The following is a 26,420-nucleotide window of genomic DNA, read 5'->3' as shown; positions in this document are numbered from 1 at the left end:
TCTTGAATACGTTAGCGATGAGGGGCAACAATTTCGTCTGGCAGCATTTTTGTCATTAGCTCTACCAGTAAACGAGACTCGTCGGGGGTCAGTCGGGCGGTAAGGTCGCTGATGATTGACGCCAGCGCTTCATTAACAAAGCGCTCGCAAATCAGCTCGCCTTTGCCGCTCAGCGCCAGCACGACCTGCCGCTTATCCTGCGGATTAGGCGAACGGCTGATGAGATCGCGCTTGACCATCCGATCCACCATGCGGCTCATCGCCCCGGCGTCCATGACCAGATTTTTGCTAATCTCAACCGGACTGGTGACGCCCTTATAGATGCTGATCAGCACCTTAAACTGGGCGGCCGTGATATCCATGCCGGAGAAATACTGGCTAATGAGCTGATCTTTATACTGGTTTGCCAGATGGATTAATAAACCCAGATGGAACTTGTTATTGATAATACCCGGATGCTTATTCATGATATTTGCCTGGTCAGTAATTACAAATGAAATTACTGACCAGGCATTTATTTGTCAATGCTGTGTCAAGAAGATCGCACATTTTGTCAGGATGAGGCGTCCCCTGCCGCTTCCCGGGCACCGGCGCTCCCCTGCTGGCGAGTCTTGAATTCGCCTGACCCTCGGCTATGCTCAAAGCAGGTTCAGGTCAGACGGTGCGCTGGACCGCCTGAAAAATAACAAAAATATTCGCTTTCCGGGTGCGGCTTATGAACAGAGTACGGGCGTTGTTTTTGGCATGGTTGGCGCTGCTGCTGGCGCTCCCGCTTCACGCCGCCGAGCCGCGCGAGCAGCCGACGGATCGCGAGCGGGCGCGCACGGTATTTATCTTCCACCAGCCGATCGTCATGCTGCAGGCAACCTTCGGCCAGACCACCCCCGAAGAGCGCGTGCTGCGGGTACGTAATACCCTGCGCGCCTTCACGGAGGCCGACATCAGCCAGCCGCTGCAGGTGGTGGCGGTTACCCGCTACAACCTGCCTGGCCGCCTGTTTATGATGAACAACAAACCGGTGATGCTGCTCAGCCAGGCCGATCTTGATGAAGGCGACGATCTGACCCTCGATCGGGCGGCGCAGCGCGCGCTCACCCGGATTGAGGCGCAGCGAACCTCCCTGCGCGAACAGTACAACCGCTCATATCTGCTGCTGTCGGCCGGCAAAACCCTGGCCGGGGCCCTGGCTCTGGCCCTGCTTTACTACGCCGCGTACCGTTCGTGGCGGCGGGTGCGGCGTTTTTTCACTCTGCGCATTCTCGAGAAACGCAGCTGGATCCCGCAGAACTGGCGGCGCTTCCTCGGCAATATTGAAACCCGGCTCTATGCCCTGCTGATGGCGCTGCTCGGCATTCTAGCGCTTTACGCCTGGCTGAGCTGGGCCTTCGGCCTCTTTCCGTGGACCCGCGTGTGGAGCGAATCGCTGGGCGAGTGGTCGCTGAAAGTTATCCAGGAGATTGCCCTGTCGATACTCTCTTCGCTGCCCGGTCTGCTGATTGTGCTGATTATCTTCCTGATAACCTGGTTTATTATCCGCCTGGTCAAGGTTTTGCTCGGCCAGGTTGAAGCCGGCCGCCTGCATATCCCCGGCCTGCACCCGGAGACCGTCGGCGCCACCCGCAGGCTCATCTCCGCGGCAATCTGGCTTTTTGCCCTCTCCGCCGCTTACCCTTTTCTCCCCGGGGCTAATTCGCTGGCCTTTAAGGGCATCAGCGTTTTTTTCGGCCTGATGTTAACCCTGGGCTCAACCGGCATCATGAATCATGCGATGAGCGGGCTGGTGCTGATTTACTCGCGCGCGCTGCATAAAGGGGACTGGATCCGCATCGCCGGCGATGAGGGCCAGGTCAGCGAAATCGGCATGCTGGCAACCAAGATCCAGACCCGTGAAAATTACATCGTCACCGTCCCCAACGCGGTGGTGGTGAGCGGCAAGATCGTTAACCTCAGCGCGCAGGACCCCGGCCAGGGGGTTAACCTTACCGTTAGCGTGACGATTGGCTACGATACGCCGTGGCGCCAGGTCTGCGCCCTACTGGAGCTGGCGGCGCACCGCGCTGAGGGCATCGACCCTGGCCAGCCGCCAAAAGTGCGCAAGCTGGCGCTGATGGACTGGTACGCCTCCTACGAGCTGCAGGTGCGGCTGCTTGCCGAAACCACCGTACCAGACGGTCGTAATGCGCTGCACGGCAGCGTGCTGGACGTGTTCAACGAGTTTAACGTGCAGATAATGTCGCCTAACTTTGTCCTGCAGCCGAAGGAGCCGGTGGTGGTGGCGAAGGAAAACTGGTACGCCGCGCCGGCGGCCGCGCCGGAAGAGATAAACAAAAAAGAGGGTTAACGCGAGGAGAGCCGGCCGCAAACGCCCGCGGCCGGCCTGAGAACGCGGGCGCCTAGGCCTGCTGCGCGTCCAGATCGTCAAACACCTGCTGCGCCAAATGCATCGTGGCGTTGGCCGCAGGCAGACCGCAGTAGAGCGCGGAGTGCATAATCAGCTCCTTGAGCTCATCGCGGGTCACGCCGTTATTAAACGCAGCGCGCAGATGCATTTTAAGCTCCGCTTCGCGATTAAGCGCGATCAGCATCGCGATGGTGATCATGCTGCGAGTATGGCGATCCAGCCCCGGTCGGGTCCAGGTTTCGCCCCACGCGTAGCGGGTAATAAAGTCCTGAAACTCTTCATTGAGCGGGGTCAGCTTATCCAGCGTGCGGTCGACGTGGGCATCGCCCAGCACCTGACGTCGTACCGCCATTCCCTGCTGATAACGCGCCTTGTCATCCATGCTGCTCTCCCCGGAAGAATCCCAGTAATGCGGCGCTGAATGCCCCCGCCGCTTCGATATTAGACAGATGCGATGCGGAGACCACCACCACCTGCGAGGCGGGGATCTGCTGATGAAGAAAGTTGGCATCCGCCACCGTCGCGACAGGGTCACTTTCCCCGGCGATAATCAGGGTTGGCAGACTAATGTGCCCGACTTCACTGCGCAGGTCGGCCGCCGCCAGCGCTTCACAGCAGGCGGCATAGCCCTCGGCATCGCTATGGGTCAGCTGATGGCACAGGGATTCGACCACCTCCGGCGCCTTCTGGCGAAAGGCGTGGCTAAACCAGCGGTCCGCCGCGCCGGCGGCCACCACGTCCATCCCCTCCTGGCGGACGGCTCGCGCCCGCGAGAGCCAGCTGGCCTGATCGCCAATTCGCGCGGCGGTATTGGCCACCGCAATGGCGTAAAATCGCTCCGGGGCGAAGCGTCCCAGCCACAGTCCGGTCAGCCCGCCCATCGAAATCCCGCAAAACCAGGCTTTCTCTATCTGCAGGTGATCGAGTAGCGCAATAACGTCTTCGCCAAGCTGGGCGAGGGTCACTTTACCGCTTTTAGCGGTCTGACCATGACCGTGAGTGTCGTAACGCAGCACGCGAAACCGCGCGGTTAGCGCGCCAAGCTGCGGCTGCCACATCGACCGGGTGGTGCCCAGCGAGTTAGAAAGAACGATAACCGGCGCACCTTCCGGGCCGTCAATCTGGTAATCAAGGTTCATCATGTTGTTCCTTGTAACGCGCCACGACCTGGCGCACAAAAATTTCCGCACTGCCGGTAGCCGTTGTCGGGTCCAGCAGCTGGGTTAAACGGGCTACGCTAAGATGCTGGCTGACCTGAGGGTCGTTTTCCAGTAGCGCCTGCAGCGGGCGCGACTGGTCAATTGCCTGGCGGCACAGCGCCTCGACCCGATGATGGGCGTCGGCTTTACCGATAAACTCCGCCAGCGCCAGGGTCACCGCTTCGGCCATAATCAGGCCGTGGGTAATATCGAGATCGGCGCGCATTTTTTGCGGGAACACCTGCATATCGCGCGCCAGCTCAACGCACTGTTCCAGCGCGCCGCCGACGAGGGTAATCAGCTCCGGGAGCGTCTCCCACTCCGCCTGCCAGCCGCCGAGCGCGCGCTCGTGCTGCTGAACCTGGCCGGCATACAGGCAGGCCACCAGGCCCGGCGTACGCTGGGCCGCCGTGAGGATCGCCGCACAGCCGACCGGGTTACGCTTGTGCGGCATCGTCGACGAACCGCCGCGGCCCTTCGCGACCGGCTCCGCAACTTCGGCAACTTCCGTCTGCATCAGCAACGAGAAGTCGTTGGCAAATTTTCCCAGCGTCCCGCAGACTCCGGCGTACCAGGCCCCCACTTCCAGCAGCCGATCGCGCTGGCTGTGCCACGGAGCGTCCGGCAGCGCCAGGCCAAGCTCGGTCGCCAGCCGCCCGGCGATCTCCGGTCCGTGCCCTTTTAGCGAGTCGAGGGTGCCCGCCGCGCCGCCAAACTGCAGCACCAGCACGCGGGGGCGCATTTCTCGCAGCCGCTGCTGCCAGCGCAGCAGCGCATCGAGGGTACCCGCCAGCTTCAGGCCAAAGGTCACCGGCAGCGCGTGCTGCATCCAGGTGCGCCCCGGCATCACCGTATGCTGATGCCGCAGCGCCTGCCGCGCAAATTCAGCCATCAGGCGCTGCAGCAGCGAATCGGTCTCCGCCAGCGCGCCACGCAGCTGCAGAATCAGACCGCTGTCGATAGCATCCTGGCTGGTGGCTCCCCAGTGGACGTAGCGCGCGGCCTGCGGGTCCGCGGCCTTCACGCAGGCGGTGAGCTGTTTGACCAGCGGGATCGCCAGGTTACCGGCGCGGGCCGCCGCCTCACCCAGCGCGGAGAAATCGATAAGCGAATGCCGGCAGGCGTTGACCACCGGCGCGACGGCCGCCTCGGGCACCGTCCCGCAGGCGGCCTGGGCGCGGATCAGCGCCGCTTCAAAATCCAGCATCCCCTGTACCCGCTGCGCGTCGCTAAACCAGGCGGTTAGCGGGCTGCTGCGCATCATCGGGGTCAGCAAACTCATTTTGGCTCCTTAAACGCGTTCAATAATCAGCGCAATTCCCTGGCCGACGCCGATACACATGGTGCACAGCGCGTAGCGCCCGCCGGTGCGCCGCAGCTGATAGGCGGCGGTCATCGCCAGCCGCCCGCCGGAGGCGCCCAGCGGATGGCCTAAGGCAATCGCCCCGCCGTTGGGGTTAACGTGCGCGGCGTCGTCGGGCAGGCCTAAATCACGCGTCACCGCCAGCGCCTGGGCGGCAAAGGCTTCGTTCAGTTCAATCACGTCCATCTGCGCCAGCGTCAGCCCGGTCAGCGCCAGCACTTTACGTACTGCCGGAGCCGGACCGAAGCCCATAATTCTTGGCGCGACCCCGGCGGTCGCCACGCCGACAACGCGCGCCAGCGGCTGCAGGTCGTTCGCCGTCAGCGCCTGCTCGCTGGCCAGCAGCAGCGCGCAGGCCCCGTCGTTGACCCCGGACGCGTTGCCGGCGGTCACCGAACCGTCGGCGCGCACCACGCCTTTTAGCTTCGCCAGCGCCTCCAGCGAGGTGCTGCGCGGGTGCTCATCGCGGGTAAACAGCAGCGGCTCGCCCTTACGCTGCGGGATCGAGACCGCAATCAGCTCATCGGTAAAGCGCCCTGCTTCCTGCGCCTCCGCGGTTCGCCGCTGGCTGCGCAGGGCGAAAGCGTCCTGGTCCGCGCGCGAAATCGCGAAATCAGCGGCCACGTTTTCGGCGGTTTCCGGCATCGAATCGACGCCGTACAGCGCCTTCATTCGCGCGTTGATAAAGCGCCAGCCGATAGTGGTATCTTCAATCTGCATGCTGCGGCTATAGGCGTTTTCGGCCTTGCCCATGACGAAGGGCGCGCGCGACATGCTCTCTACTCCGCCGGCAATCATCAGCTGAGTCTCGCCGCTTTTGATTGCCCGCGCTGCGACGCCGATCGCATCAAGGCTCGAGCCGCACAGACGGTTTATGGTGCTGCCCGGAACCGTTTCCGGAAGCCCGGCCAGCAGCAGGGCCATGCGCGCGACGTTGCGGTTATCTTCGCCGGCCTGGTTTGCACAGCCGTAAATCACGTCATCGATGCGCGAAGGATCCAGTCCCGGATTGCGCTCCAGCAGCGCCTTGAGCGGCAGCGCGCCTAAATCATCGGCGCGCATCGGCGCCAGGGTGCCCGCAAAACGACCGAAGGGTGTACGCACCGCATCACAGATAAATGCCTGATTCATCATAGGTTCCTTACGCGCTTTTCGCCAGATGTTCGAAGGTCAACGCCACCGGAGTGATGCGCTGCAGCTCCTCAAAAGAGAGGCCGTTGAAGATTTCCCGCACCACCGGGCCGCCGGGGGTGATATCGATAACCGCGAGATCGGTGTAAATTCGGCTGACGCAGCCAACGCCGGTCAGCGGATAGCTGCAGTGCTCGACCAGCTTGCACTCGCCGTCGCGGGTCAGATGATCCATCATCACGAAGACCTGACGGGCGCCGATAGCCAGGTCCATCGCCCCGCCTACGGCCGGGATCGCGTCCGGCGCGCCGGTGCTCCAGTTGGCGAGGTCGCCGCGGGCAGAGACCTGATAGGCTCCGAGCACGCAGATATCGAGGTGGCCGCCGCGCATCATGGCAAAGGAGTCGCCGTGGTGGAAGAAACAGCCGCCTTTGAGCAGCGTGACGTACTCTTTCCCGGCGTTAATCAGCTCCGGGTCCTCTTCGCCGGGCTGCGGCCTGCCGCCCATGCCCAGCAGGCCGTTTTCACTGTGCAGGAACACCTCTTTATCCGCGGGCAGATAGTTGGCGATGCGGGTCGGTAAACCGATACCGAGGTTCACATAGGCCCCTTCCGGAATATCGCGCGCCACGCGCTGGGCCATTTCATCACGAGTTAATTTTTGCATCGCTGGCTCCTCAGGCGCTTTGTGCGCTAACGGTGTTTTCCAGCGAGAAGACGCGCTGGACAAAAATCCCCGGAGTAATGATATTTTCCGGATCCAGTTCGCCGAGGGTGACCAGGCGGGAGACCTCAGCGATGGTGGTTTTGGCGGCGGTCGCCATGATCGGGCCAAAGTTGCGCGCCGCTTTACGGTACACCAGGTTGCCCCAGCGGTCGGCGTGATGGGCCTTGATCAGCGCAAAATCGGCCTTAATCGGATATTCGAGCACGTAGTGGCGCCCGTCGATTTCGCGGGTCTCTTTGCCTTCTGCCAGCGGCGTGCCGTAGCCGGTCGGGGTAAATATCGCGCCCAGCCCGGCGCCGGCAGCCTGGATTCTGGCGGCCAGATTACCCTGCGGAACCAGCTCCAGCTCAACCTTGCCGCGGCGGTAGAGGTCGTCAAAAATCTGCGAGTCAACCTGACGCGGGAAAGAGCAGATCATCTTGCTCACCCGTCCGGCCTTCAGCAGCGCCGCCAGGCCCACCTCACCGTTGCCCGCGTTGTTGTTGATAATGGTTAGGTCGCGGGCGCCCTGCTCAATCAGGGCATCAATCAGGTACGTTGGCTGACCGGCGGGACCAAAACCGCCGATCATGATGGTCGCGCCGTCGTGGATCCCGGCGATGGCATCGCTTAGCGTCGACACGCTTTTATCAATCATCAGGTCGCTCCTTTATGTGCGGTAATCGCACTTATATACGTTGTTCGCACAAAATGTGACCCGCTTAACGATGTTGGTCAAGGGCGATAATCGAAATATGGTGCGATAATCGAACATCGTATATCTTTAGCGAAAGAATGTGATCGATGGCAAATATGGAGAACAAAATGGAGAAGCATCCAGACGATTTACTGACCGGCGATAGCGACCCGTTTAAGGGCGATCCGAACTTTATGGCCTCGCTGGCACGCGGGCTGGAGGTGATTCAGGCCTTCACCCCGCAGCGCCCGGTGCTGTCGATCTCGCAGATCAGCCAGAAGACCGGCATTCCGCGCGCGGCGGTGCGCCGCTGCCTCTATACGCTGGGCAAGCTGGGGTTTGTCTACGCTGAAGATGGCAAGAATTTTCAGCTGCGTCCGCGCATCCTCGCCCTCGGCCACGCCTGGCTGGCCTCAACCCCGCTGGCGCGTTCGGCCCAGCCGGTGCTCAAGCATCTGAGCGAAATGCTTAACGAGTCCTGCTCCATCGCCACCCTCGACGGCGACGATATTCTCTACATTGCCCGCGCCTCCAGCTCGCGCATTATGACTATCGATCTGGATATTGGCAGCCGGCTGCCGGCCTGGGCCACCTCGATGGGCCGGGTGCTGTTGAGCCATCAGCCGGAGGAGAAGCTGAACGATATGCTGGGCCGGGTGACGATGATTCGCTACACCCCGCAGACGGTGGATTCGGTGAATAAGCTGCGCGCCGAGCTCAAGCGCGTCCACCAGCAGGGCTACGCGCTGAACGATCAGGAGCTGGAGATGGGGCTGCGCTCGCTGGCGGTGCCGCTGTTTAACCCGCAGGGACAGGTTCAGGCGGCGCTGAACGTCGGCGTCCATGCCGGACAGGTTTCGACCCGCGAAATGCTGGATCGGGTGCTGCCCGAGCTGCAAAAGGCGGCCCGGGAGCTGACGCTGCTGCTGCGCTAGCGGCTGCGCTTGGCGTGGCGTTCCCAGTTTTCCTGCTTTGCCTCGGCCGATTTGCGCAGGGCGACGTAGCACGCCCCGCTGCCGCCGTGATGGGCGGAGGCGACGCAAAATGCCTGTACCTCGGGAAGCTCTTCCAGCCAGCGCGCCAGGTAGCTGCGGATAATATTGGGGTGAGCGTTGTCGTCGCGCCCTTTGCCGTGAACAATCAGCACGTTGCGCAGCGACTCCTTCTGCGCCTGGAGCACAAAGGCAAACAGCATTTGCCGACACTTCTCGACCGGCTGGCGCAGCAGATTGAGGCTCGCCTGCTGGCTGTATTTCCCCAGCCGCAGCTTGTCCAGCACGCCGCTTTGTAACCCCTCGCGCCTGAACTCCAGCGGCGTTGCCAGCGGCAGCACGTCGAGGTAGCCGGTGGTCAAAAAGTTATCCAGCTGCAGCGCGTCGATCCGCTGCGGGGTGCGGGCGTGGCGCTCGGGATGCCACAGCACGTCGTTGCCGCTCTTCAGCGGCTGGACATCCTCCATGGCATCCAGAAATAGCGATTTGTCATCAAGGTTCATCAGCACTCCTCCGGCGACTATCGGAGGCTACTATAGCCGTCGCACCGTGCGCCCTCAACGCGTTTGTCGCCGGTCGCGCCGGCGGCGGCGTATCCCGCGCCCGTAGCCACCAGCACTCAGCCCGCGCGATCGCCGCGGTAAATATACGTGATGCCAAAGGAAGTGCCTGAAAATAAGGGCCGGATTGCTGAACGAGTGTATGACGGAGGGGAATAACAGGTCGGCAAGCGATCGCTGTCAATACGCTTGCCGGACCTGCTGAGGCACCTAAAAATGTTTTTTCTTTAAGTGCATATCTTTCATTAGCTTATAAAGCGACTCGAACATAAGAGAGACAGCATTTAACAGCAAACCACTGATAATCAATATCAAAACGCCAGTTAGCATATATTGCATACCATCACCTTTCACGTTAACAAAAAAAGCCAGCACTAGCGTGCTGGCAAATAATTGACTCAAGGAATGCCTGTATAGCGTGTTGCGACGTCGGGTGCCTCCCGATGAATTAGCCAGTTCAAACTAATCCGCGTGCGTATGACAAACTGCATAGAGAGATGAACTGAACGCTCCTCCGCATAGGGGAATTTACCGCCCGGAGAAAGTAGCAAAATCCATTCACACCCGCGCGGCGTAATTAATACAAAATTAAATATCGCGGGACCCGCTGCGATTTGGTTTTGCTTCTGCCCTGCCGGCAGTTGCAAAATGGAAAACATACTCATAGATCCGCCCCTTCAGCCACGCCGCTCGCCGTTCACCTTTAGGGAGTATAGTTGCCCGCCAGGATGACGTGATATCTTGTGTTCAGGCTGCAGTAATAATCATTTGAATCAGGTAATAAGGAAAAACGATGCTGATACTGCTTCAGGACAAAATCGACACCCCGGTCGGGCCACTATGGATCATTTGCGACGAGCAGTTCCATCTGCGAGCCGTTGAGTGGGAGGAGCACAGCGCGCGGATGGAGCAGCTGCTGGAGCTGCACTATCGCCATGAAGGGTATCAGCGCGTGGATTCTCGTGACCCGGGCGGGCTGAGCAGCAGGCTCGGCGACTATTTCGCCGGCGACCTTGCGGTTATCGAAACGCTGCCGACTGCGACGGCGGGCACCCCGTTTCAACGCGAGGTCTGGAAAACGCTGCGTACCATCCCCTGCGGCCAGGTCATGCACTACGGTCAGCTGGCGGAGGCATTAGGTCGGCCTGGCGCCGCGCGGGCGGTCGGGGCGGCCAACGGCTCTAATCCGGTCAGTATCGTGGTGCCCTGCCACCGCGTCATCGGACGTAACGGCACCATGACCGGCTACGCGGGCGGCGTGCAGCGTAAAGAGTGGTTATTGCGCCATGAGGGGTATTTGCTTCTTTGACCGTAAGTGCCTTTTATCGGAAGCATCCGGCAACTTTACAATCAAATATGCTCAGACATCTTATTTCTTATCAATAAGATAAAAGGGGTAATCGCTTTCCCCTTTTAATATTACGTGTTTCATCGGTTCGAGGCTTACCTGCTCACCAAAAAGATGTTAAAATTGACCAATATCAATTAAGGCTTGAGCAGACTTATGATCCCGGAAAAGAGAATTATACGACGCATTCAGTCTGGCGGTTGTGCAATCCACTGTCAGGATTGCAGCATCAGCCAGCTTTGCATCCCTTTTACTCTGAACGAGCACGAGCTTGATCAGCTTGATAATATCATCGAGCGAAAAAAGCCTATCCAGAAAGGACAGACCCTGTTCAAAGCCGGCGATGAGCTGAAGTCGCTGTACGCCATTCGTTCAGGCACCATCAAAAGCTATACCATCACCGAACAGGGCGATGAGCAGATTACCGGCTTTCACCTGGCGGGTGATTTGGTTGGTTTTGACGCAATCGGCACCGGTCTCCACCCGAGCTTTGCTCAGGCGCTGGAAACCTCAATGGTCTGCGAAATTCCCTTCGAAACCCTGGACGACCTCTCAGGCAAGATGCCGAATCTGCGTCAGCAGATGATGCGCCTGATGAGCGGCGAGATCAAAGGCGATCAGGATATGATCCTGCTGCTTTCCAAAAAGAACGCCGAGGAGCGCCTGGCGGCCTTTATCTACAATCTTTCTCGTCGTTTTGCCCAGCGCGGCTTCTCGCCTCGTGAGTTCCGTCTGACCATGACCCGTGGCGATATCGGTAACTATCTCGGCCTGACCGTAGAAACCATCAGCCGCCTGCTGGGTCGTTTCCAGAAAAGCGGCATGCTGGCGGTTAAAGGTAAATATATCACCATCGAAAACAGCGACCTCCTCGCCCAGCTGGCTGGTCAGGCGCGCAACGTCGCCTGATAGCCCGATCCCTTCGCCAGATCGCTAATTTTTTTCTTATTTGTTGATCTGGCCAGGGTCATCCCCTGTTTCAATTCATCTATATAGGTTATCTTTTTAATTACAAACTGCAGTTACAGTTGTAAGGAGACCCTGTATGGCAAAGTATCAGAACATGCTGGTAGTAATCGATCCTAACCAGGACGACCAGCCCGCACTGCGGCGCGCGGTATACCTACACCAACGGATTGGTGGCCGCATTAAAGCCTTTTTGCCGATCTATGATTTCTCATATGAGATGACGACCCTGCTGTCGCCAGACGAGCGAACGGCTATGCGCCAGGGCGTGATTAGCCAGCGCAGCGCCTGGATCAAAGAGCAGGCCCGGTTCTATATTGAGTCCGGGATCCCAATTGACATCAAGGTGGTATGGCATAACCGCCCCTTCGAAGCCATCATTCAGGAAATTATCAGCGACAAGCATGATTTAGTGCTGAAAATGGCGCACCAGCACGACAAGCTGGAAGCGGTCATCTTCACCCCTACCGACTGGCATCTTCTGCGTAAGTGCCCGTGCCCGGTGTGGATGGTTAAAGACCAGCCGTGGCCCGAGGGCGGCAGAGCGCTGGTGGCGGTCAACCTTGCCAGCGAAGAAAACTACCACGACTCCCTGAATGAGAAACTGGTCAAAGAGACGCTTGAGCTGGCGGAGCAGGTTAACCACACCGAGGTCCACCTGGTGGGCGCCTATCCGGTTACGCCTATCAATATCGCCATTGAGCTGCCTGATTTCGATCCCAGCATCTATAACGACGCAATTCGCGGCCAGCACCTGCTGGCGATGAAAACGCTGCGGCAAAAGTTTGCTATTGACGAGAGCCGCACCCACGTCGAGAAGGGTCTGCCGGAAGAGGTAATTCCCGATCTGTCGGAGCATCTGCAGGCGGGGATTGTCGTCCTGGGCACCATCGGGCGTACCGGACTGTCGGCGGCCTTCCTCGGCAACACCGCCGAGCAGGTGATCGACCATCTGCGCTGCGATCTGCTGGTGCTGAAACCCGATCAGTACAAAACGCCGGTTGAACTGGACGACGAAGACGACGACTGATTTCTGCTCGCCCCGCCGTCGTCGCCAACTCCCCCGCCGCCGCGGGGGATTTTTTTGCCCGCCGCCGCGCACAGAGCGTAAAAAAGGGCCTTCCGGCCCCCTTCATCAGCTACGCACTGCGGGCTGAAGCGATACGTTTAATGGATACCTAAGCGCCAGGCGTGGTCGATCTCTTCTCTCAGCTCGATGGAGGAGAGCGACATTAAATCGGCAAATTCCAGCTCGAGAAGTTTAAATTTTTTCAGGTACTGTGCGGGGGTTAAAGCTGTAGGGTCACGACGCAGAAATTCGATGGCCATTTGCGCGGGGGTCAATTCGGTATCCATAATATCCTCAGTGTGTTGAAAAACGTCCCTATTATAGCACTCCGAGGCGATTAATTTATGAGCAATAAGCGGGCTGGCGCGCTATATAAAAAAGCCGTCTCAACGGAGACGGCTTCAGAAGCAAACGTTTTATAGCGGCATTGGTCCGCGCTCTTCAGGCATTACAGCGCTTTCAGAATCGCGTCCACGCTGGCTTTAGCATCGCCAAACAGCATGTGGGTGTTCTCCTTGAAGAACAGCGGGTTCTGCACGCCGGCGTAGCCGGTGTTCATCGAACGTTTGAAGACCACCACGTTCTGCGCTTTCCAGACCTCCAGCACCGGCATACCGGCAATAGGGCTTTTCGGATCGTCCTGCGCGGCCGGGTTAACGGTATCGTTGGCGCCGATAACCAGCACGGTGTCGGTGTCGGTGAAGTCGTCGTTGATTTCATCCATTTCCAGCACCACGTCGTACGGAACCTTGGCTTCCGCCAGCAGCACGTTCATATGCCCAGGCAGACGACCGGCAACCGGGTGAATACCGAAGCGCACCTTGATACCGCGAGCGCGCAGACGCTCGGTGATTTCCGCAACCGGATACTGAGCCTGGGCTACCGCCATGCCGTAGCCCGGGGTAATGATCACCGAGTGCGAGTTTTTTAGCATTTCAGCGGTATCTTCTGCGCTAATTTCACGGTGCTCGCCCACTTCATCATCGCTGCCGGACGAGGAACCATCGGTACCAAATCCGCCGGCAATGACGCTGAAGAAGGAGCGGTTCATGGCCTTACACATGATGTAGGACAGAATCGCACCGGAAGAACCGACCAGCGCACCGGTGACGATCAGCAGATCGTTGCTCAGCATAAAGCCCGCCGCCGCCGCCGCCCAGCCTGAGTAGGAGTTCAGCATCGATACCACTACCGGCATGTCCGCACCGCCGATGGAGGCCACCAGGTGCCAGCCAAATGCCAGAGCGATAACGGTCATCACCAGCAGCGCCAGAACCTGCGTCGCGGTGCTGTCGGTGCGCACAAAGGCCACCAGCAGCACAAAGGAGACGACCAGCGCCGCGAGGTTCAGCTTATGACGGTTCGGCAGCATCAGCGGCTTAGAGGACATCTTGCCGCACAGCTTGCCGAAGGCCACGATGGAGCCGGTAAAGGTCACCGCACCGATGAAGATGCCGAGGAACACTTCGGTCAGATGAATATTGACCAGAATCTGCTCCATGCCGGTTTCATGCTGCAGGTAGCTGTTAAAGCCCACCAGCACCGCCGCCAGGCCGACGAAGCTGTGCAGCACCGCCACCAGCTCCGGCATTTCGGTCATTTCGACTTTCTTCGCCAGACGGATACCGATGGCGCCACCGATAACCATCGCCAGCAGGATCCACGCGACGTTGCTGCTGTCCGGCCCCAGGATGGTGGCGATCAGCGCGATCGCCATCCCGGCAACGCCGAAGTAGTTGCCCTGCTGAGAGGACTCGTGTTTTGACAGCCCTGCGAGACTAAAAATAAAGAGGATCGCGGCAACAATGTATGCAGCTGTAACTAATCCACCAGACATTTGTTACCCCTTATCCTTTGCGGAACATTTTCAGCATGCGCTGAGTGACGGTGAAACCACCAAAAATATTAATGCTGGCGATCAGCACCGCGATAAAGCTCAGCACGCTGACCCAGCCGCCGTGGCCTATCTGCAGCAGCGCCCCGACAACGATAATCCCCGAGATGGCGTTTGTGACCGACATCAGCGGCGTATGCAGCGCGTGCGACACGTTCCACACCACGTAGTATCCGACCACGCAGGAGAGCGCAAAGACCGTAAAGTGGCCGAGGAACTCCTTCGGCGCCACGTTAGCCAACCAGCCAAACAGGATAATCGCCAGCGCCATCAGCGCGTATTTGCGCCACGGCGAAACCGGTTTTTTCGCTTCAACAGGGGCTTCAACCTTCTTCGCGGCGGCCTGCGGCTGGGCGGAGACCTGAATCGGCGGCGCCGGCCAGGTCACTTCCCCGTCGCGAACAACCGTTACGCCACGTACCACAACGTCGTCGAAATCGATGGCAATGTTGCCGTCCTTCTCTTTGCACAGCAGCTTGATCAGGTTGACCAGGTTGGTGCCGTAGAGCTGGGATGACTGGGTCGGCAGGCGGCCAGGAAGATCGGTATAGCCGATGATTCTCACCCCGTTGGCGGTGGTCACCACTTCGCCAGGCACGGTGTATTCACAGTTGCCGCCGTTCTGCGAGGCCAGATCGACCACCACGCTGCCGGAAGTCATCGAGTCAACCATTTCGCGGGTAATCAGCTTCGGCGCCGGTTTGCCGGGGATCAGCGCCGTGGTGACGATGATATCGACCTCTTTCGCCTGAGCGGCAAACAGCGCCATTTCGGCTTTAATAAAGGCTTCGGACATCACTTTGGCATAGCCGTCGCCGCTGCCCGCCTCCTCTTTAAAGTCCAGCTCAAGGAACTCTGCGCCCATGCTCTGCACCTGCTCTTTGACCTCAGGACGGGTGTCGAACGCGCGGACGATCGCCCCCAGGCTGTTAGCGGCGCCAATCGCGGCCAGGCCGGCAACGCCGGCGCCGATCACCATCACCTTGGCCGGCGGAACCTTGCCCGCGGCGGTGATCTGCCCGGTGAAGAAGCGGCCAAATTCGTGCGCGGCCTCGACGATGGCGCGATAGCCGGCAATGTTGGCCATCGAGCTTAAGGCATCCAGCGACTGGGCGCGCGAAATACGCGGCACCGAATCCATCGCCATCACGGTGACATTGCGGGCAGAGAGTTTTGCCAGCAGCTCCGGGTTCTGCGCCGGCCAGATAAAGCTCACCAGCGTGGTGCCTGGATTCAGTAAAGCGATTTCACTCTCGTCAGGCGCATTGACCTTGAGAATAACGGGCGACTGCCAAACTTCGGCGCCGTCCACAACCTCAGCGCCTGCCTGAGCAAACGCCTCGTCATCGAAACTTGCCAGCTGGCCCGCGCCGCTTTCAACTGCGACGGTAAAACCCAGCTTGAGCAGCTGCTCCACCGTTTTCGGCGTGGCCGCTACGCGGGTTTCATTGGCTAGCCGTTCTTTTGGTACCCCGATACGCATAGTTTTCCCTTTCATCGGTTTTTGATGATGGTTTTCTCTTCTGACAGCCGAGGATCCGCCGGCAAAACGCACCGGCTCGGATATTCGGCTGAAAAAATGAAACAGTAACAAACTTTTTATAACCTACTGAAAATACCGATTGTGATCTACTGCGATAAAACAGAATTTTTGATTTTATTGGTAAAACGCGCGGCAAACTGCGTCAGGCAGCAATATTTACCTTAAATTTATAAGCGAGCCTGATAATTCGCTTAGCTTAAGCAGTAATACGCAATTAATCGCCAGCCAGAACATCGCATTAACATTACATTAACTTATTAAAGCGATATCGATTATCGATTTTGCTGGTCAAGCGGCTGTTTTTTCAACATATCGGAAAATGTTATATTATTGTGACGCGCGTTTCGGGCGGTTAGCAAAAATTGACGCAGACAGTCACTCCTTTTAAATGCAATAATCGAGTGTTTTCAGTCAACAACAATACCTGTACATGGTTTGCGCAAGGCAAAGGACTATTTTTATGAATCTTAAGAACTCACTCCTGGCGTCTGCTCTCCTGGCTACGACCGCGCTGTCTGCCCACGCAGCGACCGAGCTGACTCCGGAGCAGGCGGCGGCGCTGAAGCCCTACGATCGCGTGGTCATCACCGGCCGTTTTACTGCGATTGGCGATGCGGTTAAGGCGGTCTCCCGCAAGGCCGACAAAGACGGCGCAGCCTCCTTTTATGTTGTCGACACCTCAGACTATGGCAACAGCGGCAACTGGCGCGTAACGGCAGATCTCTATAAAGACAACGCCCAGCAGGCCGATGCTCCCAAAAATCGCATGATTAATGGGATCATGGAACTGCCGAAAGACCAGGCCGTTGAGCTGGAACCGTTTGACACCGTGACCGTGCAGGGCTTCTATCGCAGCCAGCCTGAAGTTAACGATGCCATCACCAAAGCGGCGAAAGCAAAAGGCGCGGCCTCTTTCTTCATCGTTCGTCAGGTGGATGCTAACCAGGGCGGCAACCAGCGCATCACCGCTTATGTTTATAAAGCCGATGCCAAAAAACGCGTTCTGCAAAGCCCGGACGCGATTCCTGCCGATTCTCAAGCCGGGCGCGCAGCGCTGGCTGAAGGCGGCGCCGCGGCTAAAAACGTGGAAATCCCCGGCGTGGCAACCACCGCAGCCGTCGGCTCCGGTACCGGCGTAGGCCGCTTCTTCGAAACGCAGTCCTCAAAAGGTGGGCGTTACACCGTCACGCTCCCTGACGGCACGAAGATTGAAGAAGTAAACAAGATCACCGCGGCGCAGATGGCCCCGTTCGATAGCATTAAGTTCACCGGTAACTACGGCAATATGACCGAAGTTTCCTACCAGGTGGCCAAACGTGCGGCGAAGAAAGGCGCGAAGTATTACCACATCACCCGCCAGTGGCAGGAACGCGGTGGCAACATGACCATCAGCGCTGACCTGTATAAATAACGACACCTCAGCTGAATAAAAAGGCGGCGCTTTGCCGCCTTTTTACTTTTTTTCATCCGCCGCCATTGCATGCGCACAAGACACTCCGTAAAATCCCGCGCCTTAGCGTAATCGTCCATTTTATGCGATTTATCCAAATAAATATTCTTTACTTCACGGTTGTCACTTCGGGATTGCAATGGAAAAGAGACTGGGCCTTAGCGCCCTGACCGCCCTGGTTCTCAGCTCAATGCTGGGCGCAGGCGTATTCAGTTTGCCGCAAAATATGGCCGCCGTGGCCAGCCCGTCCGCCCTGCTGATCGGCTGGGCCATTACCGGCGTGGGCATTTTATTCCTCGCCTTCGCCATGCTCCTGCTGACCCGCATTCGCGCCGACCTCGACGGCGGTATTTTTACCTATGCGCGCGAAGGATTTGGCGAGCTGGTGGGCTTCTGCTCCGCCTGGGGCTACTGGCTGTGCGCGGTCATCGCCAACGTCTCCTACCTGGTTATCGTCTTTGCGGCGCTGAGCTTCTTCACCGACGCGCCCGGCTCGGTTATTTTTGGCAACGGCAATACCTGGCAGGCGATCGTCGGGGCGTCGATTCTGCTGTGGGTGGTCCATTTTTTAGTGCTGCGCGGCGTGCAAACGGCGGCGGGCATCAACCTGGTCGCCACCCTGGCGAAGCTTATTCCGCTCGGCGCGTTTATCGTTCTCGCCGCGATGGCCTTCCGTTTAGAGACCTTCACGCTTGATTTCAGCGGCCTGGCGCTCGGCGTGCCGGTGTGGGAGCAGGTGAAGAATACGATGCTGATCACCCTGTGGGTGTTTATCGGCGTAGAGGGCGCGGTGGTGGTGTCGGCGCGCGCGCGAAATAAACGCGACGTTGGCCGCGCGACGCTGCTGGCCGTACTCTCGGCGCTGGTGGTTTATCTTCTGGTCACGCTGCTCTCGCTGGGGGTTGTCGCCCGTCCGGAGCTGGCGGAAATGCGTAATCCGTCGATGGCCGGGCTGATGGTCAGAATGATGGGTTCCTGGGGCGAGGTGATCATCGCCGCCGGGCTGATCGTTTCCGTCTGCGGCGCCTATCTGAGCTGGACCATCATGGCGGCGGAAGTTCCCTGGCTGGCCGCTACCCACAAAGCATTTCCGCGCCTGTTTGCCCGGCAAAATTGCCACAACGCGCCGTCTGCTTCGCTGTGGCTAACCAATATTAGCGTCCAGGCCTCGCTGGTGCTGATTTGGCTGACCGGCTCGGATTACGGTACCCTGCTCACCATCGCCTCCGAGATGATCCTCGTTCCCTATCTGCTCGTCGGCGCCTTCCTGCTGAAAATTGCCGCACGCCCGCTGCATAAGGCCGTGGGTATCGGGGCATGCGCTTATGGCTTATGGTTATTATATGCGTCGGGCCCTGTGCATTTACTGCTGTCGGTGATACTTTACGCTCCGGGTCTTCTGGTTTTCCTGTACGCCCGCCGTACGCACCAGCACGATCGCATGCTTAAACGCCGTGAATTAGCCTTAATTGGTTTATTGCTGGTTGCCGCCGTACCGGCAACGTGGATGCTGGTGGGGTAAGCGGTTGCCCTGCCGCGGAATTCAAAGGAGATACCCATGGCTGAACTACAGCCCCGCCCGGTCCTTATAACAGGAGGAGGCCGCCGAATCGGCCTCGCTCTGGCACAGCATTTTCTTCAGCAACAGCAGCCCGTCATCGTCAGCTATCGTACCCACTATCCGGCTATTGACGCGCTGCGTACGGCCGGCGCCGTTTGTCTGGAGGCGGATTTTAGCACCGACGACGGGATTTTAACCTTCGCCGAGGCGGTGAAATCCCACGCCGGCCAAGGCCTGCGCGCCGTTATCCACAATGCCAGCGGCTGGATGGCGGAAAAGCCGGGGACGCCCCTCAGCACGGTGCTCGCCAGCATGATGCAAATTCACGTCAACGCGCCCTACCTGCTCAATCACGCCCTGGAAGCGCTGCTGCGCGGCCACGGCCACGCGGGCAGCGATATTATTCATATCACTGACTACGTGGTTGAGCGCGGCAGCGATAAGCACATCGCCTATGCCGCCAGTAAAGCGGCGCTGGATAATATGACCCGCTCCTTCGCCCGCAAGCTGGCGCCGGAAATAAAGGTCAACGCCATCGCCCCCTCGCTCATTATGTTTAATGAAGGCGACGATGCCGAATATCGCCTGCAGGCGCTGGATAAATCGCTGATGAAAATAGCGGCGGGCGAAACGGAAATTATCGAACTGCTCGACTATCTCTTCAGCAGCCATTTCGTCACCGGCCGCTCCTTCGCCGTCGACGGTGGCCGCCACCTGCGCTAGTGGAAACGGCTCCAGCCGAGGATCAGCAGCCAGGCACACAGGCTCCAGCACACAACGGCGCCCGCCAGCGCGTAAGGCAGGCGCATCGTTGCGGTGAAGTACCAGAGCGACAGCAGGTAGATAAAATAGGGAATGATTGACCACATCCCAAATACGATGGTGGTGCGCAGGGCTTCAATCCCGCGCTCGCTGGCGACAATATAGTGAGCGATCAGGGCGAATGTCGGAAATAGCGGAATGAGCCCGGCAATATAGTAATTTTTGGTTTTGGACAGCACGCCAATCAGTACCACCACCAGCGCCCCGAGCAGCGCTTTAATCAACAGCCCCATGCCTTTTGCCTTAACATTTAAACAACAAGTTACGCCAGCATAGCGGAAGAACATTTGTTTATAAAAGAGTAATGGCAGGCAATTTGCTGGCGGTGTATGTTTAACCTTTTACATATACATATAAAATATGAATAAGATCGTGTTTGTTGAGGATGATCCGGAAGTTGGCGCGCTGATCGCCGCCTATCTGGGTAAGCATGATATGGACGTGGTGGTTGAACCACGCGGCGACCGGGCGGAAGAGGTTATTGCGCGAGAAAAACCCGATCTGGTGCTATTAGATATCATGCTGCCGGGCAAGGACGGGATGACGCTCTGCCGCGACCTGCGCGGGCAGTGGCAGGGCCCCATCGTGCTGCTGACCTCCCTTGATAGCGATATGAACCATATTTTGTCGCTGGAGATGGGCGCGAGCGATTATATCCTCAAAACCACCCCACCCGCCGTGCTGCTGGCGCGGCTGCGCCTGCATTTGCGTCAGCACGTTGCCGTTCCGCTCACCTCCGCGCCCGCCTCGCTGACGCCGCATAAAACCATCGCCTTTGGCTCACTCTCCATCGACCCGGTGAACCGCCAGGTGCTGCTCGCCGGCGACAGCGTCGCGCTCTCTACGGCGGATTTCGAACTGCTGTGGGAGCTTGCGACCCATGCGGGACAAATTATGGATCGCGATGCGCTGCTGAAAAACCTGCGCGGCGTCACCTACGACGGTATGGACCGCAGCGTCGACGTGGCCATTTCCCGCCTGCGTAAAAAGCTTCTCGATAGCGCAACGGAACCCTACCGGATCAAAACGGTGCGCAACAAAGGCTATCTGTTTGCCCCCCACGCCTGGGACAATTAATTAACGGGTCCGGCTATGAAAAAGCTGTTTGTGCAGTTTTACCTCCTGCTGTTCGTCTGCTTTCTGGTTATGACCATGCTGGTCGGTCTGGTGTATAAATTTACCGCCGAGCGTGCGGGCCGCCAGTCGCTGGACGATCTGATGAAAAGCTCGCTATATCTGATGCGCAGCGAGCTGCGGGAAATTCCGCCGCGCGACTGGAGCAAAACGCTCAAAGAGCTGGACCTCAACCTGTCGTTCGATCTGCATATTGAACCGCTCAGCAAATTCAAGCTAGCGGAGAGCTCAATGCAGCATCTGCGCGCCGGCGACATCGTCGCCCTCGATGATGAGTACACCTTTATTCAGCGCATTCCGCGCAGCCACTACGTTCTGTCGGTGGGTCCGGTGCCCTATCTCTACTTTTTGCATGAGATGCGCCTGCTGGACGTCGCGCTGATGGCCTTTATCGCCATTTCGCTGGCGTTCCCGGTCTTCGTCTGGATGCGCCCGCACTGGCAGGATATGCTGCGCCTCGAAACCGCCGCCCAGCGCTTCGGCGAGGGGCATTTTAGCGAGCGCATCCATTTCGATAGCATGTCCAGCTTTGAGCGGCTCGGCGTGGCCTTTAACCAGATGGCCGATAATATCAACGCCCTGATCGCCAGCAAAAAGCAGCTGATCGACGGCATTGCGCACGAGCTGCGCACGCCGCTGGTTCGCCTGCGCTACCGCCTTGAGATGAGTGAAAATCTCACCGCCGCCGAATCACAGGCCCTAAACCGCGATATCGGACAGCTGGAAGCCCTTATCGAAGAGCTGTTAACCTACGCCCGCCTTGACCGGCCGCAAAACGAGCTGAGCCTGACCACCCCTGACTTCCCGGCCTGGATTGAGGCCCACGTGGAAGATATTCAGATGGTTAACCCGCAGCGCGAGGTGACCCTTCACGAGGTGGTGGCCGGCGACTACGGCGCGCTGGATATGCGCCTGATGGAGCGTGTGCTTGATAATCTGGTCAACAACGCGCTTCGCTACAGTAATCAGCAGATTCAGGTGAGCCTGACGCTGGCGGGATCGCGGGCGACGCTGCAGGTCAACGACGACGGCCCGGGCATCGACCCCGCCGAGCGCGAGCGCGTGTTTGAGCCGTTTGTCCGGCTTGACCCCAGCCGCGATCGGGCGACCGGCGGCTGCGGGCTCGGGCTGGCTATCGTCCACAGCATCGCCCAGGCGATGTCCGGCGAGGTGAGCTGCCGCACCAGCCCGCTGGGCGGCGCATGCTTCAGCTTTAGCTGGCCTATCTACCACCAGCTGCCGAATTTTACCTCTGGCTGACCCCCCTTGCGCAGGCGCTGCGGCCTGCGTATAGTTAAAAATCGATTAGTATGTTGTAACTAAGGTGGCGCAGATGGCAAATTACGACCTCGTTGAACGACTCAATGGCACCTTTCGCCAGCTTGAGCGGGAGCTGCAGGAGCTGAAGCTGGCGCTAAGCCGCTGTCGCCTGCTTGCCGCGCGGGTATTTGAGCTCCCGGCGGTGAGTAAAGACGCCGAGCACGATCCGCTTGAGACGATTCAGGTCGTGCAGCATATCGGTAAAACGGCGCTGGAGATGGCCCTCAGGCACTACGGCCATCTGTTTATCCAGCAGCAATCGGAAAGCCGCAGCAGCAAGGCGGCGGTGCGCCTTCCCGGGACTATCTGCCTGCAAACCAGCGCCGAGGAGCAGGCCGACCTGCGGCAAAAAATCGCCAGCATCAACGCGCTAAAGGCCACCTTCGAAAAAATCATTACCGTCGACTCCGCCCTCCCCGCCGCTGCCCGCTTTGAGTGGGTGCATCGTCATCTGCCGGGATTAATCACCCTTAGCGCCTACCGCACGCTGACGCCGCTGTTCGATCCCAGCACCATCCGCTTTGGCTGGGCCAATAAGCACGTGATTAAGAATTTAACCCGCGATGAGGTGCTGATGCAGCTGGAAAAAAGCCTGCAGTCGCCGCGCGCGGTGCCGCCGTGGACGCGCGAGCAGTGGCAGAGCAAGCTGGAGCGGGAGTATCAGGATATTGCCGCCCTGCCGCAGCGGGCAAAGCTAAAGATTAAGCGGCCGGTGAAAGTCCAGCCTATCGCCCGCGTCTGGTACGCCGGCGAGCAAAAGCAGGTGCAGTACGCCTGCCCCGGGCCGCTGATTACGCTGATATCCGGCACTCAGGGGGTCAGCGTGCCGGATATTGGCGAGTTACTGAATTACGATGCCGACAACGTGCAGTATCGCTATAAACCCCAGGCGCAGTCGCTGCGCCTGCTGATCCCGCGCCTGCACCTGTGGCTGGCTAGCGAGTAGCCATGCTGCCGACCATCTCTTCCGGTCGCACCCAGCTGTCGAACTCGGCTTCCGTCAGGTAGCCGAGCGCCAGCGCCGAGGCTTTCAGCGTCAGCCCCTCTTTATGCGCCTTTTTGGCAATTTCCGCCGCCTTGTCATAGCCGATATGGGTATTCAGCGCCGTCACCAGCATCAGAGACTCGTTGAGCAGCTGGTTGATGCGCTCCCGGTTGGGCTCGATCCCGACCGCGCAGTGTTCGTTGAAGCTCTCCATACCGTCGGCCAGCAGCCGCACCGACTGCAGGAAGTTATGGATAACCATCGGGCGATAGACGTTGAGCTCGAAGTTGCCGGAAGCGCCGCCGATATTCAGCGCCACGTCGTTGCCCATTACCTGGCAGCACAGCATGGTCAGCGCTTCGCACTGCGTCGGGTTGACCTTGCCCGGCATGATCGATGAACCCGGCTCATTCTCCGGAATCGCAATTTCGCCGATACCGCAGCGCGGCCCCGAGGCCAGCCAGCGCACGTCGTTGGCAATTTTCATCAGCGACGCCGCCAGCCCCTTCAGCGCACCGTGGGCGTGGACCAGCGCGTCACAGGTTGCCAGCGCCTCAAACTTATTCGGCGCGGTAACGAACGGCTGGCCGCTACTCTGCGCCAGCTCTGCCGCGACCCGCACCGCGTATTCGGGATGGGTGTTCAGCCCGGTTCCCACCGCCGTACCGCCCAGCGCCAGCTCGCTCAGATGCGGCAGGCTCAGCTCAAGGTGGCGGAGGTTATGTTCGAGCATGGCGACCCAGCCGGAGAACTCCTGCCCCAGCGTCAGCGGCGTAGCGTCCTGCAGGTGCGTACGGCCGATTTTAACGATATCGCTGAACGCGGCGGATTTATCGCTGAGCGTTTTTCTCAGCACGTTAAGCTGGGGAATGAGCGTCTCCCGCAGCGCGATAATGGCCGCCACGTGCATCGCCGTCGGGAAGACATCGTTGGAGCTCTGGCTCTTGTTGACGTCATCATTCGGATGCACCTTGCGCTCCATGCCCCGCACGCCGCCCAGCAGCTCGCTGGCCCGGTTTGCCAGCACCTCATTCATATTCATATTGCTTTGGGTACCGGAGCCGGTTTGCCAGATAGCCAGCGGAAATTCTGCGCTATGCTTTCCCGCCAGCACTTCATCGGCGGCCTCGACGATGGCCTGCGCTTTTTCGCCGGCCAGCAGGCCTAAATCCTGATTCACCTTCGCCGCCGCGCGCTTGGTCAACGCCAGGGCGTAGATCAGTTCGCCCGGCATTTTTTCCGTTGAGATACGGAAATGCTCCAGCGAACGCTGGGTTTGCGCGCCCCATAGCCTGTCGGCAGGAACCTCAATCGCGCCCATAGAGTCTTTTTCACTGCGATGCGTTGTCATTACTGTCTCCTTGAATAAAAAGTACGTAATTTCGACAAAGCCCACTGGCTTAAAAGCGTTAAGTATTGGTCAGATTTATAATTAGTTTTAGTCGTTCGTGCCGCTAAGCGACACAAATAACCGCCCCGCTGAGCGCAGCGGCGGCGTGTTAAAAATACCTGCCGGTGGATTCGCCGGCAGGCGCTCACCCGACGATCGGGGCGATTATTTCACGCAGCTCGCGCACTGCGAGGTCTGGATCTGCTGGAAGAAGTCATTGCCTTTATCATCCACCAGAATAAACGCCGGGAAGTCTTCCACCTCGATTTTCCAGATAGCCTCCATTCCCAGCTCCGGATAAGCCACGCACTCGAGGCTCTTGATGCTCTGCTGCGCCAGCACCGCCGCCGGCCCGCCGATGCTGCCAAGGTAGAAGCCGCCGTGCTTGTGGCAGGCATCGGTCACCTGCTGGCTGCGGTTGCCTTTTGCCAGCATCACCATGCTCGCGCCGTGGGACTGCAGCTGATCGACGTAGGAATCCATGCGCCCGGCGGTGGTCGGCCCCAGCGAACCGGAAGCGTAGCCGTCCGGCGTTTTGGCCGGACCCGCGTAGTAGATCGGGTGATCTTTGACGTACTGCGGCAGCGCCTCGCCGTTATCCAGCAGCTCCTTGAGCTTCGCGTGGGCGATATCGCGGGCGACGATAATCGTGCCGCTCAGCGACAGGCGCGTTGACACCGGATACTGCGACAGCAGCGCCCGAATCTCGCTCATCGGCTGGTTGAGGTTAACCTTTACCGCCTCCCCTTCGCCCGCCTGGCGCAGCGCCTGCGGAATATATTTGCCCGGATTGCTTTCCAGCTTCTCCAGCCAGATCCCGTGGCGGTTGATTTTCGCCTTGATGTTGCGGTCGGCGGAGCAGGAAACCCCCATCCCAACCGGGCAGGAGGCGCCGTGGCGCGGCAGGCGCACAACGCGGATGTCGTGGGCAAAGTACTTGCCGCCGAACTGCGCCCCGAGGCCGAGATTCTGGGCGGCCAGCAGCAGCTCCTGTTCGAGCTGCACGTCGCGGAACGCCTGGCCGTGCTCGTTGCCTTCGGTTGGCAGGCCGTCGTAATAGTGGGTGGAGGCCAGCTTAACGGTTTTCAGCGTCGATTCCGCAGAGGTTCCACCGATAACAAAAGCAATGTGGTACGGCGGACAGGCGGCGGTACCGAGGGTGCGCATCTTCTCGACGAGGTAGTCCTTCAGCTTTGCCGGGGTGATCAGCGCCTTGGTCTCCTGGTAGAGATAGGTTTTGTTGGCCGAGCCGCCGCCCTTGGCGATGCAGAGGAATTTATACTCCTCGCCGTCGGTGGCGTAGAGGTCGATCTGCGCCGGCAGGTTGGTGCCGGTGTTGACCTCTTTATACATATCGAGGGCAGCGTTCTGCGAATAGCGCAGGTTGTCCTGAATGTAGGTGTTGTAGACACCCTGCGCCAGCGCGGCCTCATCGCCGCCGCCGGTCCACACCCGCTGGCCCTTCTTGCCGGTAATAATGGCGGTGCCGGTGTCCTGGCAGGTCGGCAGAATGCCCTTAGCGGCGATATCGGAGTTACGCAGGAACTGCAGGGCGACGTATTTGTCGTTTTCGCTGGCTTCCGGGTCGCTGAGGATATCGGCCACCTGCTGCTGATGCGCCGGGCGCAGCATAAAGGAGGCGTCGTGGAAGGCGTGCTGGGCCAGCAGGGTTAGCGCCTGGGGTTCAACTTTAAGGACTTCCTGACCGGCGAATTCGGTAACGGAGACGTAGTCACTGCTGAGGAGATAATACTCGGTGTCATCCTTTTTGAGGGGAAAAGGATCCTGATAAACAAACGGTTTATTCGACATTGTGCTCTCACTTACTGCTTGGCTGATTATATTTCAGGCAGACACTCCATTTGCCTGTAGAAAAGCGAGTCGATCGA

The 26,420-nt window shown here is 59.0% G+C and carries 26 protein-coding genes; 11 read left to right on the top strand and 15 right to left on the bottom strand.

Annotation, left to right across the window (positions count from 1 at the left end; translation table 11 throughout):
- Positions 1-11 precede the first annotated feature (11 nt).
- Positions 12-467, bottom strand: a complete 456-nt coding sequence (locus EDF75_RS12400; RefSeq protein ID WP_133599606.1) for a MarR family transcriptional regulator — start codon at positions 465-467, stop codon at positions 12-14.
- 248 nt (positions 468-715) lie between these two features.
- Between EDF75_RS12400 and EDF75_RS12395 the strand changes: the two genes are divergently transcribed.
- A complete protein-coding gene (locus EDF75_RS12395; RefSeq protein ID WP_133599605.1) occupies positions 716-2,341 on the top strand; it encodes a mechanosensitive ion channel family protein in 1,626 nt (541 codons plus the stop codon).
- A 52-nt stretch (positions 2,342-2,393) separates the two neighbouring features.
- Here EDF75_RS12395 and pcaC read toward each other — a convergent pair whose 3' ends face one another.
- From pcaC to EDF75_RS12365, 6 genes are read right to left on the bottom strand one after another with little or no spacing between them, the layout of a single operon-like run.
- Positions 2,394-2,783 carry a 4-carboxymuconolactone decarboxylase gene (pcaC, locus tag EDF75_RS12390; protein WP_128878058.1) on the bottom strand — a complete coding sequence of 130 codons (390 nt, stop codon included), beginning with the start codon at positions 2,781-2,783 and terminating at the stop codon, positions 2,394-2,396.
- Complete coding sequence (pcaD, locus tag EDF75_RS12385; protein ID WP_133599986.1) at positions 2,776-3,540, bottom strand: 3-oxoadipate enol-lactonase; 765 nt, start codon at positions 3,538-3,540, stop codon at positions 2,776-2,778. Before pcaD ends, pcaC begins: the two co-directional genes overlap by 8 nt.
- A complete protein-coding gene (locus EDF75_RS12380) occupies positions 3,530-4,882 on the bottom strand; it encodes a 3-carboxy-cis,cis-muconate cycloisomerase (RefSeq protein WP_133599604.1) in 1,353 nt (450 codons plus the stop codon). The genes pcaD and EDF75_RS12380 overlap by 11 nt, the downstream gene beginning before the upstream one ends.
- Positions 4,883-4,891: 9 nt before the next feature.
- The gene (pcaF, locus tag EDF75_RS12375) at positions 4,892-6,094 is read right to left on the bottom strand and encodes a 3-oxoadipyl-CoA thiolase (RefSeq protein ID WP_133599985.1); all 1,203 of its coding nucleotides are present in this window, start codon (positions 6,092-6,094) and stop codon (positions 4,892-4,894) included.
- A gap of 10 nt (positions 6,095-6,104) precedes the next feature.
- The gene (locus EDF75_RS12370; RefSeq protein ID WP_123708122.1) at positions 6,105-6,761 is read right to left on the bottom strand and encodes a 3-oxoacid CoA-transferase subunit B; all 657 of its coding nucleotides are present in this window, start codon (positions 6,759-6,761) and stop codon (positions 6,105-6,107) included.
- Positions 6,762-6,771: 10 nt separating this feature from the next.
- The gene (locus tag EDF75_RS12365; RefSeq protein ID WP_133599603.1) at positions 6,772-7,458 is read right to left on the bottom strand and encodes a 3-oxoacid CoA-transferase subunit A; all 687 of its coding nucleotides are present in this window, start codon (positions 7,456-7,458) and stop codon (positions 6,772-6,774) included.
- A gap of 167 nt (positions 7,459-7,625) precedes the next feature.
- Here EDF75_RS12365 and EDF75_RS12360 point away from each other — a divergent pair, with 167 nt between their 5' ends.
- Positions 7,626-8,432: an IclR family transcriptional regulator domain-containing protein gene (locus EDF75_RS12360; protein WP_041145790.1), complete on the top strand. Its 807-nt coding sequence runs from the start codon at positions 7,626-7,628 to the stop codon at positions 8,430-8,432.
- On the opposite strand, the gene smrA is transcribed toward EDF75_RS12360, so the two are convergent.
- Positions 8,429-8,992: a DNA endonuclease SmrA gene (gene smrA / locus EDF75_RS12355; RefSeq protein WP_123708123.1), complete on the bottom strand. Its 564-nt coding sequence runs from the start codon at positions 8,990-8,992 to the stop codon at positions 8,429-8,431. The genes EDF75_RS12360 and smrA overlap by 4 nt on opposite strands.
- A 455-nt stretch (positions 8,993-9,447) precedes the next feature.
- A complete protein-coding gene (locus EDF75_RS12345) occupies positions 9,448-9,714 on the bottom strand; it encodes a hypothetical protein (protein WP_241783627.1) in 267 nt (88 codons plus the stop codon).
- Positions 9,715-9,842: 128 nt separating this feature from the next.
- Here EDF75_RS12345 and ogt point away from each other — a divergent pair, with 128 nt between their 5' ends.
- The 3 genes from ogt (at position 9,843) to uspE (ending at position 12,393) form a co-directional block, all read left to right on the top strand.
- On the top strand, positions 9,843-10,358 hold the full coding sequence (ogt, locus tag EDF75_RS12340) for a methylated-DNA--[protein]-cysteine S-methyltransferase (RefSeq protein ID WP_133599599.1): 516 nt from the start codon (positions 9,843-9,845) through the stop codon (positions 10,356-10,358).
- Between the two features lie 195 nt (positions 10,359-10,553).
- Positions 10,554-11,306, top strand: a complete 753-nt coding sequence (gene fnr, locus EDF75_RS12335; RefSeq protein WP_002903394.1) for a fumarate/nitrate reduction transcriptional regulator Fnr — start codon at positions 10,554-10,556, stop codon at positions 11,304-11,306.
- Positions 11,307-11,442: 136 nt separating this feature from the next.
- Positions 11,443-12,393 (top strand): universal stress protein UspE, encoded by a 951-nt coding sequence (gene uspE, locus EDF75_RS12330; protein WP_123708126.1) that lies wholly within the window; start codon positions 11,443-11,445, stop codon positions 12,391-12,393.
- A gap of 137 nt (positions 12,394-12,530) precedes the next feature.
- Here uspE and EDF75_RS12325 read toward each other — a convergent pair whose 3' ends face one another.
- From EDF75_RS12325 to pntA, 3 genes are all read right to left on the bottom strand, one after another.
- Entirely contained in the window at positions 12,531-12,719 is a 189-nt protein-coding gene (locus tag EDF75_RS12325) for a YdiH family protein (RefSeq protein WP_045858482.1), read from the bottom strand.
- Between the two features lie 161 nt (positions 12,720-12,880).
- Positions 12,881-14,269, bottom strand: coding sequence for a Re/Si-specific NAD(P)(+) transhydrogenase subunit beta (gene pntB / locus EDF75_RS12320; RefSeq protein ID WP_045858484.1), 1,389 nt, complete (start codon positions 14,267-14,269; stop codon positions 12,881-12,883).
- Between the two features lie 10 nt (positions 14,270-14,279).
- Positions 14,280-15,809: a Re/Si-specific NAD(P)(+) transhydrogenase subunit alpha gene (pntA, locus tag EDF75_RS12315; protein ID WP_045858486.1), complete on the bottom strand. Its 1,530-nt coding sequence runs from the start codon at positions 15,807-15,809 to the stop codon at positions 14,280-14,282.
- A 520-nt stretch (positions 15,810-16,329) separates the two neighbouring features.
- Here pntA and ydgH point away from each other — a divergent pair.
- The 3 genes from ydgH to folM all read left to right on the top strand — a co-directional run bounded on the left by ydgH (position 16,330) and on the right by folM (position 19,603).
- A complete protein-coding gene (ydgH, locus tag EDF75_RS12305; RefSeq protein WP_045858488.1) occupies positions 16,330-17,280 on the top strand; it encodes a DUF1471 family protein YdgH in 951 nt (316 codons plus the stop codon).
- Positions 17,281-17,458: 178 nt separating this feature from the next.
- Positions 17,459-18,841 (top strand): amino acid permease, encoded by a 1,383-nt coding sequence (locus EDF75_RS12295; protein WP_133599595.1) that lies wholly within the window; start codon positions 17,459-17,461, stop codon positions 18,839-18,841.
- A gap of 36 nt (positions 18,842-18,877) precedes the next feature.
- Complete coding sequence (gene folM / locus EDF75_RS12290; RefSeq protein ID WP_133599593.1) at positions 18,878-19,603, top strand: dihydromonapterin reductase; 726 nt, start codon at positions 18,878-18,880, stop codon at positions 19,601-19,603.
- Here the strand turns inward: folM and EDF75_RS12285 are convergent.
- Positions 19,600-19,935 (bottom strand): GlpM family protein, encoded by a 336-nt coding sequence (locus EDF75_RS12285; protein ID WP_045858494.1) that lies wholly within the window; start codon positions 19,933-19,935, stop codon positions 19,600-19,602. The genes folM and EDF75_RS12285 overlap by 4 nt on opposite strands.
- A gap of 127 nt (positions 19,936-20,062) precedes the next feature.
- On the opposite strand from EDF75_RS12285, the gene rstA reads away from it, so the two are divergent.
- The 3 genes from rstA to tus all read left to right on the top strand — a co-directional run bounded on the left by rstA (position 20,063) and on the right by tus (position 23,102).
- Positions 20,063-20,779 (top strand): two-component system response regulator RstA, encoded by a 717-nt coding sequence (rstA, locus tag EDF75_RS12280; protein ID WP_045858496.1) that lies wholly within the window; start codon positions 20,063-20,065, stop codon positions 20,777-20,779.
- Between the two features lie 15 nt (positions 20,780-20,794).
- Positions 20,795-22,096, top strand: a complete 1,302-nt coding sequence (rstB, locus tag EDF75_RS12275; protein WP_133599591.1) for a two-component system sensor histidine kinase RstB — start codon at positions 20,795-20,797, stop codon at positions 22,094-22,096.
- A 73-nt stretch (positions 22,097-22,169) separates the two neighbouring features.
- The gene (gene tus, locus EDF75_RS12270; protein ID WP_133599589.1) at positions 22,170-23,102 is read left to right on the top strand and encodes a DNA replication terminus site-binding protein; all 933 of its coding nucleotides are present in this window, start codon (positions 22,170-22,172) and stop codon (positions 23,100-23,102) included.
- Here the strand turns inward: tus and fumC are convergent.
- Both fumC and fumA read right to left on the bottom strand, forming a co-directional pair.
- Complete coding sequence (gene fumC, locus EDF75_RS12265; RefSeq protein ID WP_045858502.1) at positions 23,092-24,492, bottom strand: class II fumarate hydratase; 1,401 nt, start codon at positions 24,490-24,492, stop codon at positions 23,092-23,094. The genes tus and fumC overlap by 11 nt on opposite strands.
- A 204-nt stretch (positions 24,493-24,696) precedes the next feature.
- Entirely contained in the window at positions 24,697-26,343 is a 1,647-nt protein-coding gene (fumA, locus tag EDF75_RS12260) for a class I fumarate hydratase FumA (protein ID WP_133599587.1), read from the bottom strand.
- Positions 26,344-26,420: the final 77 nt, after the last annotated feature.

This window comes from Klebsiella sp. BIGb0149, from assembly GCF_004362605.1.
Classification (GTDB): domain Bacteria; phylum Pseudomonadota; class Gammaproteobacteria; order Enterobacterales; family Enterobacteriaceae; genus Klebsiella; species Klebsiella terrigena.
This window is presented reverse-complemented; position numbering and strand designations above follow the sequence as displayed.

Excerpts from the sequence above, each read along its gene's own strand:
- EDF75_RS12400 (WP_133599606.1), bottom strand. The coding sequence starts at position 467 with ATGAATAAGCATCCGGGTATTATCAATAACAAGTTCCATCTGGGTTTA.
- EDF75_RS12395 (WP_133599605.1), top strand. The coding sequence starts at position 716 with ATGAACAGAGTACGGGCGTTGTTTTTGGCATGGTTGGCGCTGCTGCTG.
- pcaC (WP_128878058.1), bottom strand. The coding sequence starts at position 2,783 with ATGGATGACAAGGCGCGTTATCAGCAGGGAATGGCGGTACGACGTCAG.
- pcaD (WP_133599986.1), bottom strand. The coding sequence starts at position 3,540 with ATGAACCTTGATTACCAGATTGACGGCCCGGAAGGTGCGCCGGTTATC.
- EDF75_RS12380 (WP_133599604.1), bottom strand. The coding sequence starts at position 4,882 with ATGAGTTTGCTGACCCCGATGATGCGCAGCAGCCCGCTAACCGCCTGG.
- pcaF (WP_133599985.1), bottom strand. The coding sequence starts at position 6,094 with ATGAATCAGGCATTTATCTGTGATGCGGTGCGTACACCCTTCGGTCGT.
- EDF75_RS12370 (WP_123708122.1), bottom strand. The coding sequence starts at position 6,761 with ATGCAAAAATTAACTCGTGATGAAATGGCCCAGCGCGTGGCGCGCGAT.
- EDF75_RS12365 (WP_133599603.1), bottom strand. The coding sequence starts at position 7,458 with ATGATTGATAAAAGCGTGTCGACGCTAAGCGATGCCATCGCCGGGATC.
- EDF75_RS12360 (WP_041145790.1), top strand. The coding sequence starts at position 7,626 with ATGGAGAAGCATCCAGACGATTTACTGACCGGCGATAGCGACCCGTTT.
- smrA (WP_123708123.1), bottom strand. The coding sequence starts at position 8,992 with ATGAACCTTGATGACAAATCGCTATTTCTGGATGCCATGGAGGATGTC.
- EDF75_RS12345 (WP_241783627.1), bottom strand. The coding sequence starts at position 9,714 with ATGAGTATGTTTTCCATTTTGCAACTGCCGGCAGGGCAGAAGCAAAAC.
- ogt (WP_133599599.1), top strand. The coding sequence starts at position 9,843 with ATGCTGATACTGCTTCAGGACAAAATCGACACCCCGGTCGGGCCACTA.
- fnr (WP_002903394.1), top strand. The coding sequence starts at position 10,554 with ATGATCCCGGAAAAGAGAATTATACGACGCATTCAGTCTGGCGGTTGT.
- uspE (WP_123708126.1), top strand. The coding sequence starts at position 11,443 with ATGGCAAAGTATCAGAACATGCTGGTAGTAATCGATCCTAACCAGGAC.
- EDF75_RS12325 (WP_045858482.1), bottom strand. The coding sequence starts at position 12,719 with ATGGATACCGAATTGACCCCCGCGCAAATGGCCATCGAATTTCTGCGT.
- pntB (WP_045858484.1), bottom strand. The coding sequence starts at position 14,269 with ATGTCTGGTGGATTAGTTACAGCTGCATACATTGTTGCCGCGATCCTC.
- pntA (WP_045858486.1), bottom strand. The coding sequence starts at position 15,809 with ATGCGTATCGGGGTACCAAAAGAACGGCTAGCCAATGAAACCCGCGTA.
- ydgH (WP_045858488.1), top strand. The coding sequence starts at position 16,330 with ATGAATCTTAAGAACTCACTCCTGGCGTCTGCTCTCCTGGCTACGACC.
- EDF75_RS12295 (WP_133599595.1), top strand. The coding sequence starts at position 17,459 with ATGGAAAAGAGACTGGGCCTTAGCGCCCTGACCGCCCTGGTTCTCAGC.
- folM (WP_133599593.1), top strand. The coding sequence starts at position 18,878 with ATGGCTGAACTACAGCCCCGCCCGGTCCTTATAACAGGAGGAGGCCGC.
- EDF75_RS12285 (WP_045858494.1), bottom strand. The coding sequence starts at position 19,935 with ATGGGGCTGTTGATTAAAGCGCTGCTCGGGGCGCTGGTGGTGGTACTG.
- rstA (WP_045858496.1), top strand. The coding sequence starts at position 20,063 with ATGAATAAGATCGTGTTTGTTGAGGATGATCCGGAAGTTGGCGCGCTG.
- rstB (WP_133599591.1), top strand. The coding sequence starts at position 20,795 with ATGAAAAAGCTGTTTGTGCAGTTTTACCTCCTGCTGTTCGTCTGCTTT.
- tus (WP_133599589.1), top strand. The coding sequence starts at position 22,170 with ATGGCAAATTACGACCTCGTTGAACGACTCAATGGCACCTTTCGCCAG.
- fumC (WP_045858502.1), bottom strand. The coding sequence starts at position 24,492 with ATGACAACGCATCGCAGTGAAAAAGACTCTATGGGCGCGATTGAGGTT.
- fumA (WP_133599587.1), bottom strand. The coding sequence starts at position 26,343 with ATGTCGAATAAACCGTTTGTTTATCAGGATCCTTTTCCCCTCAAAAAG.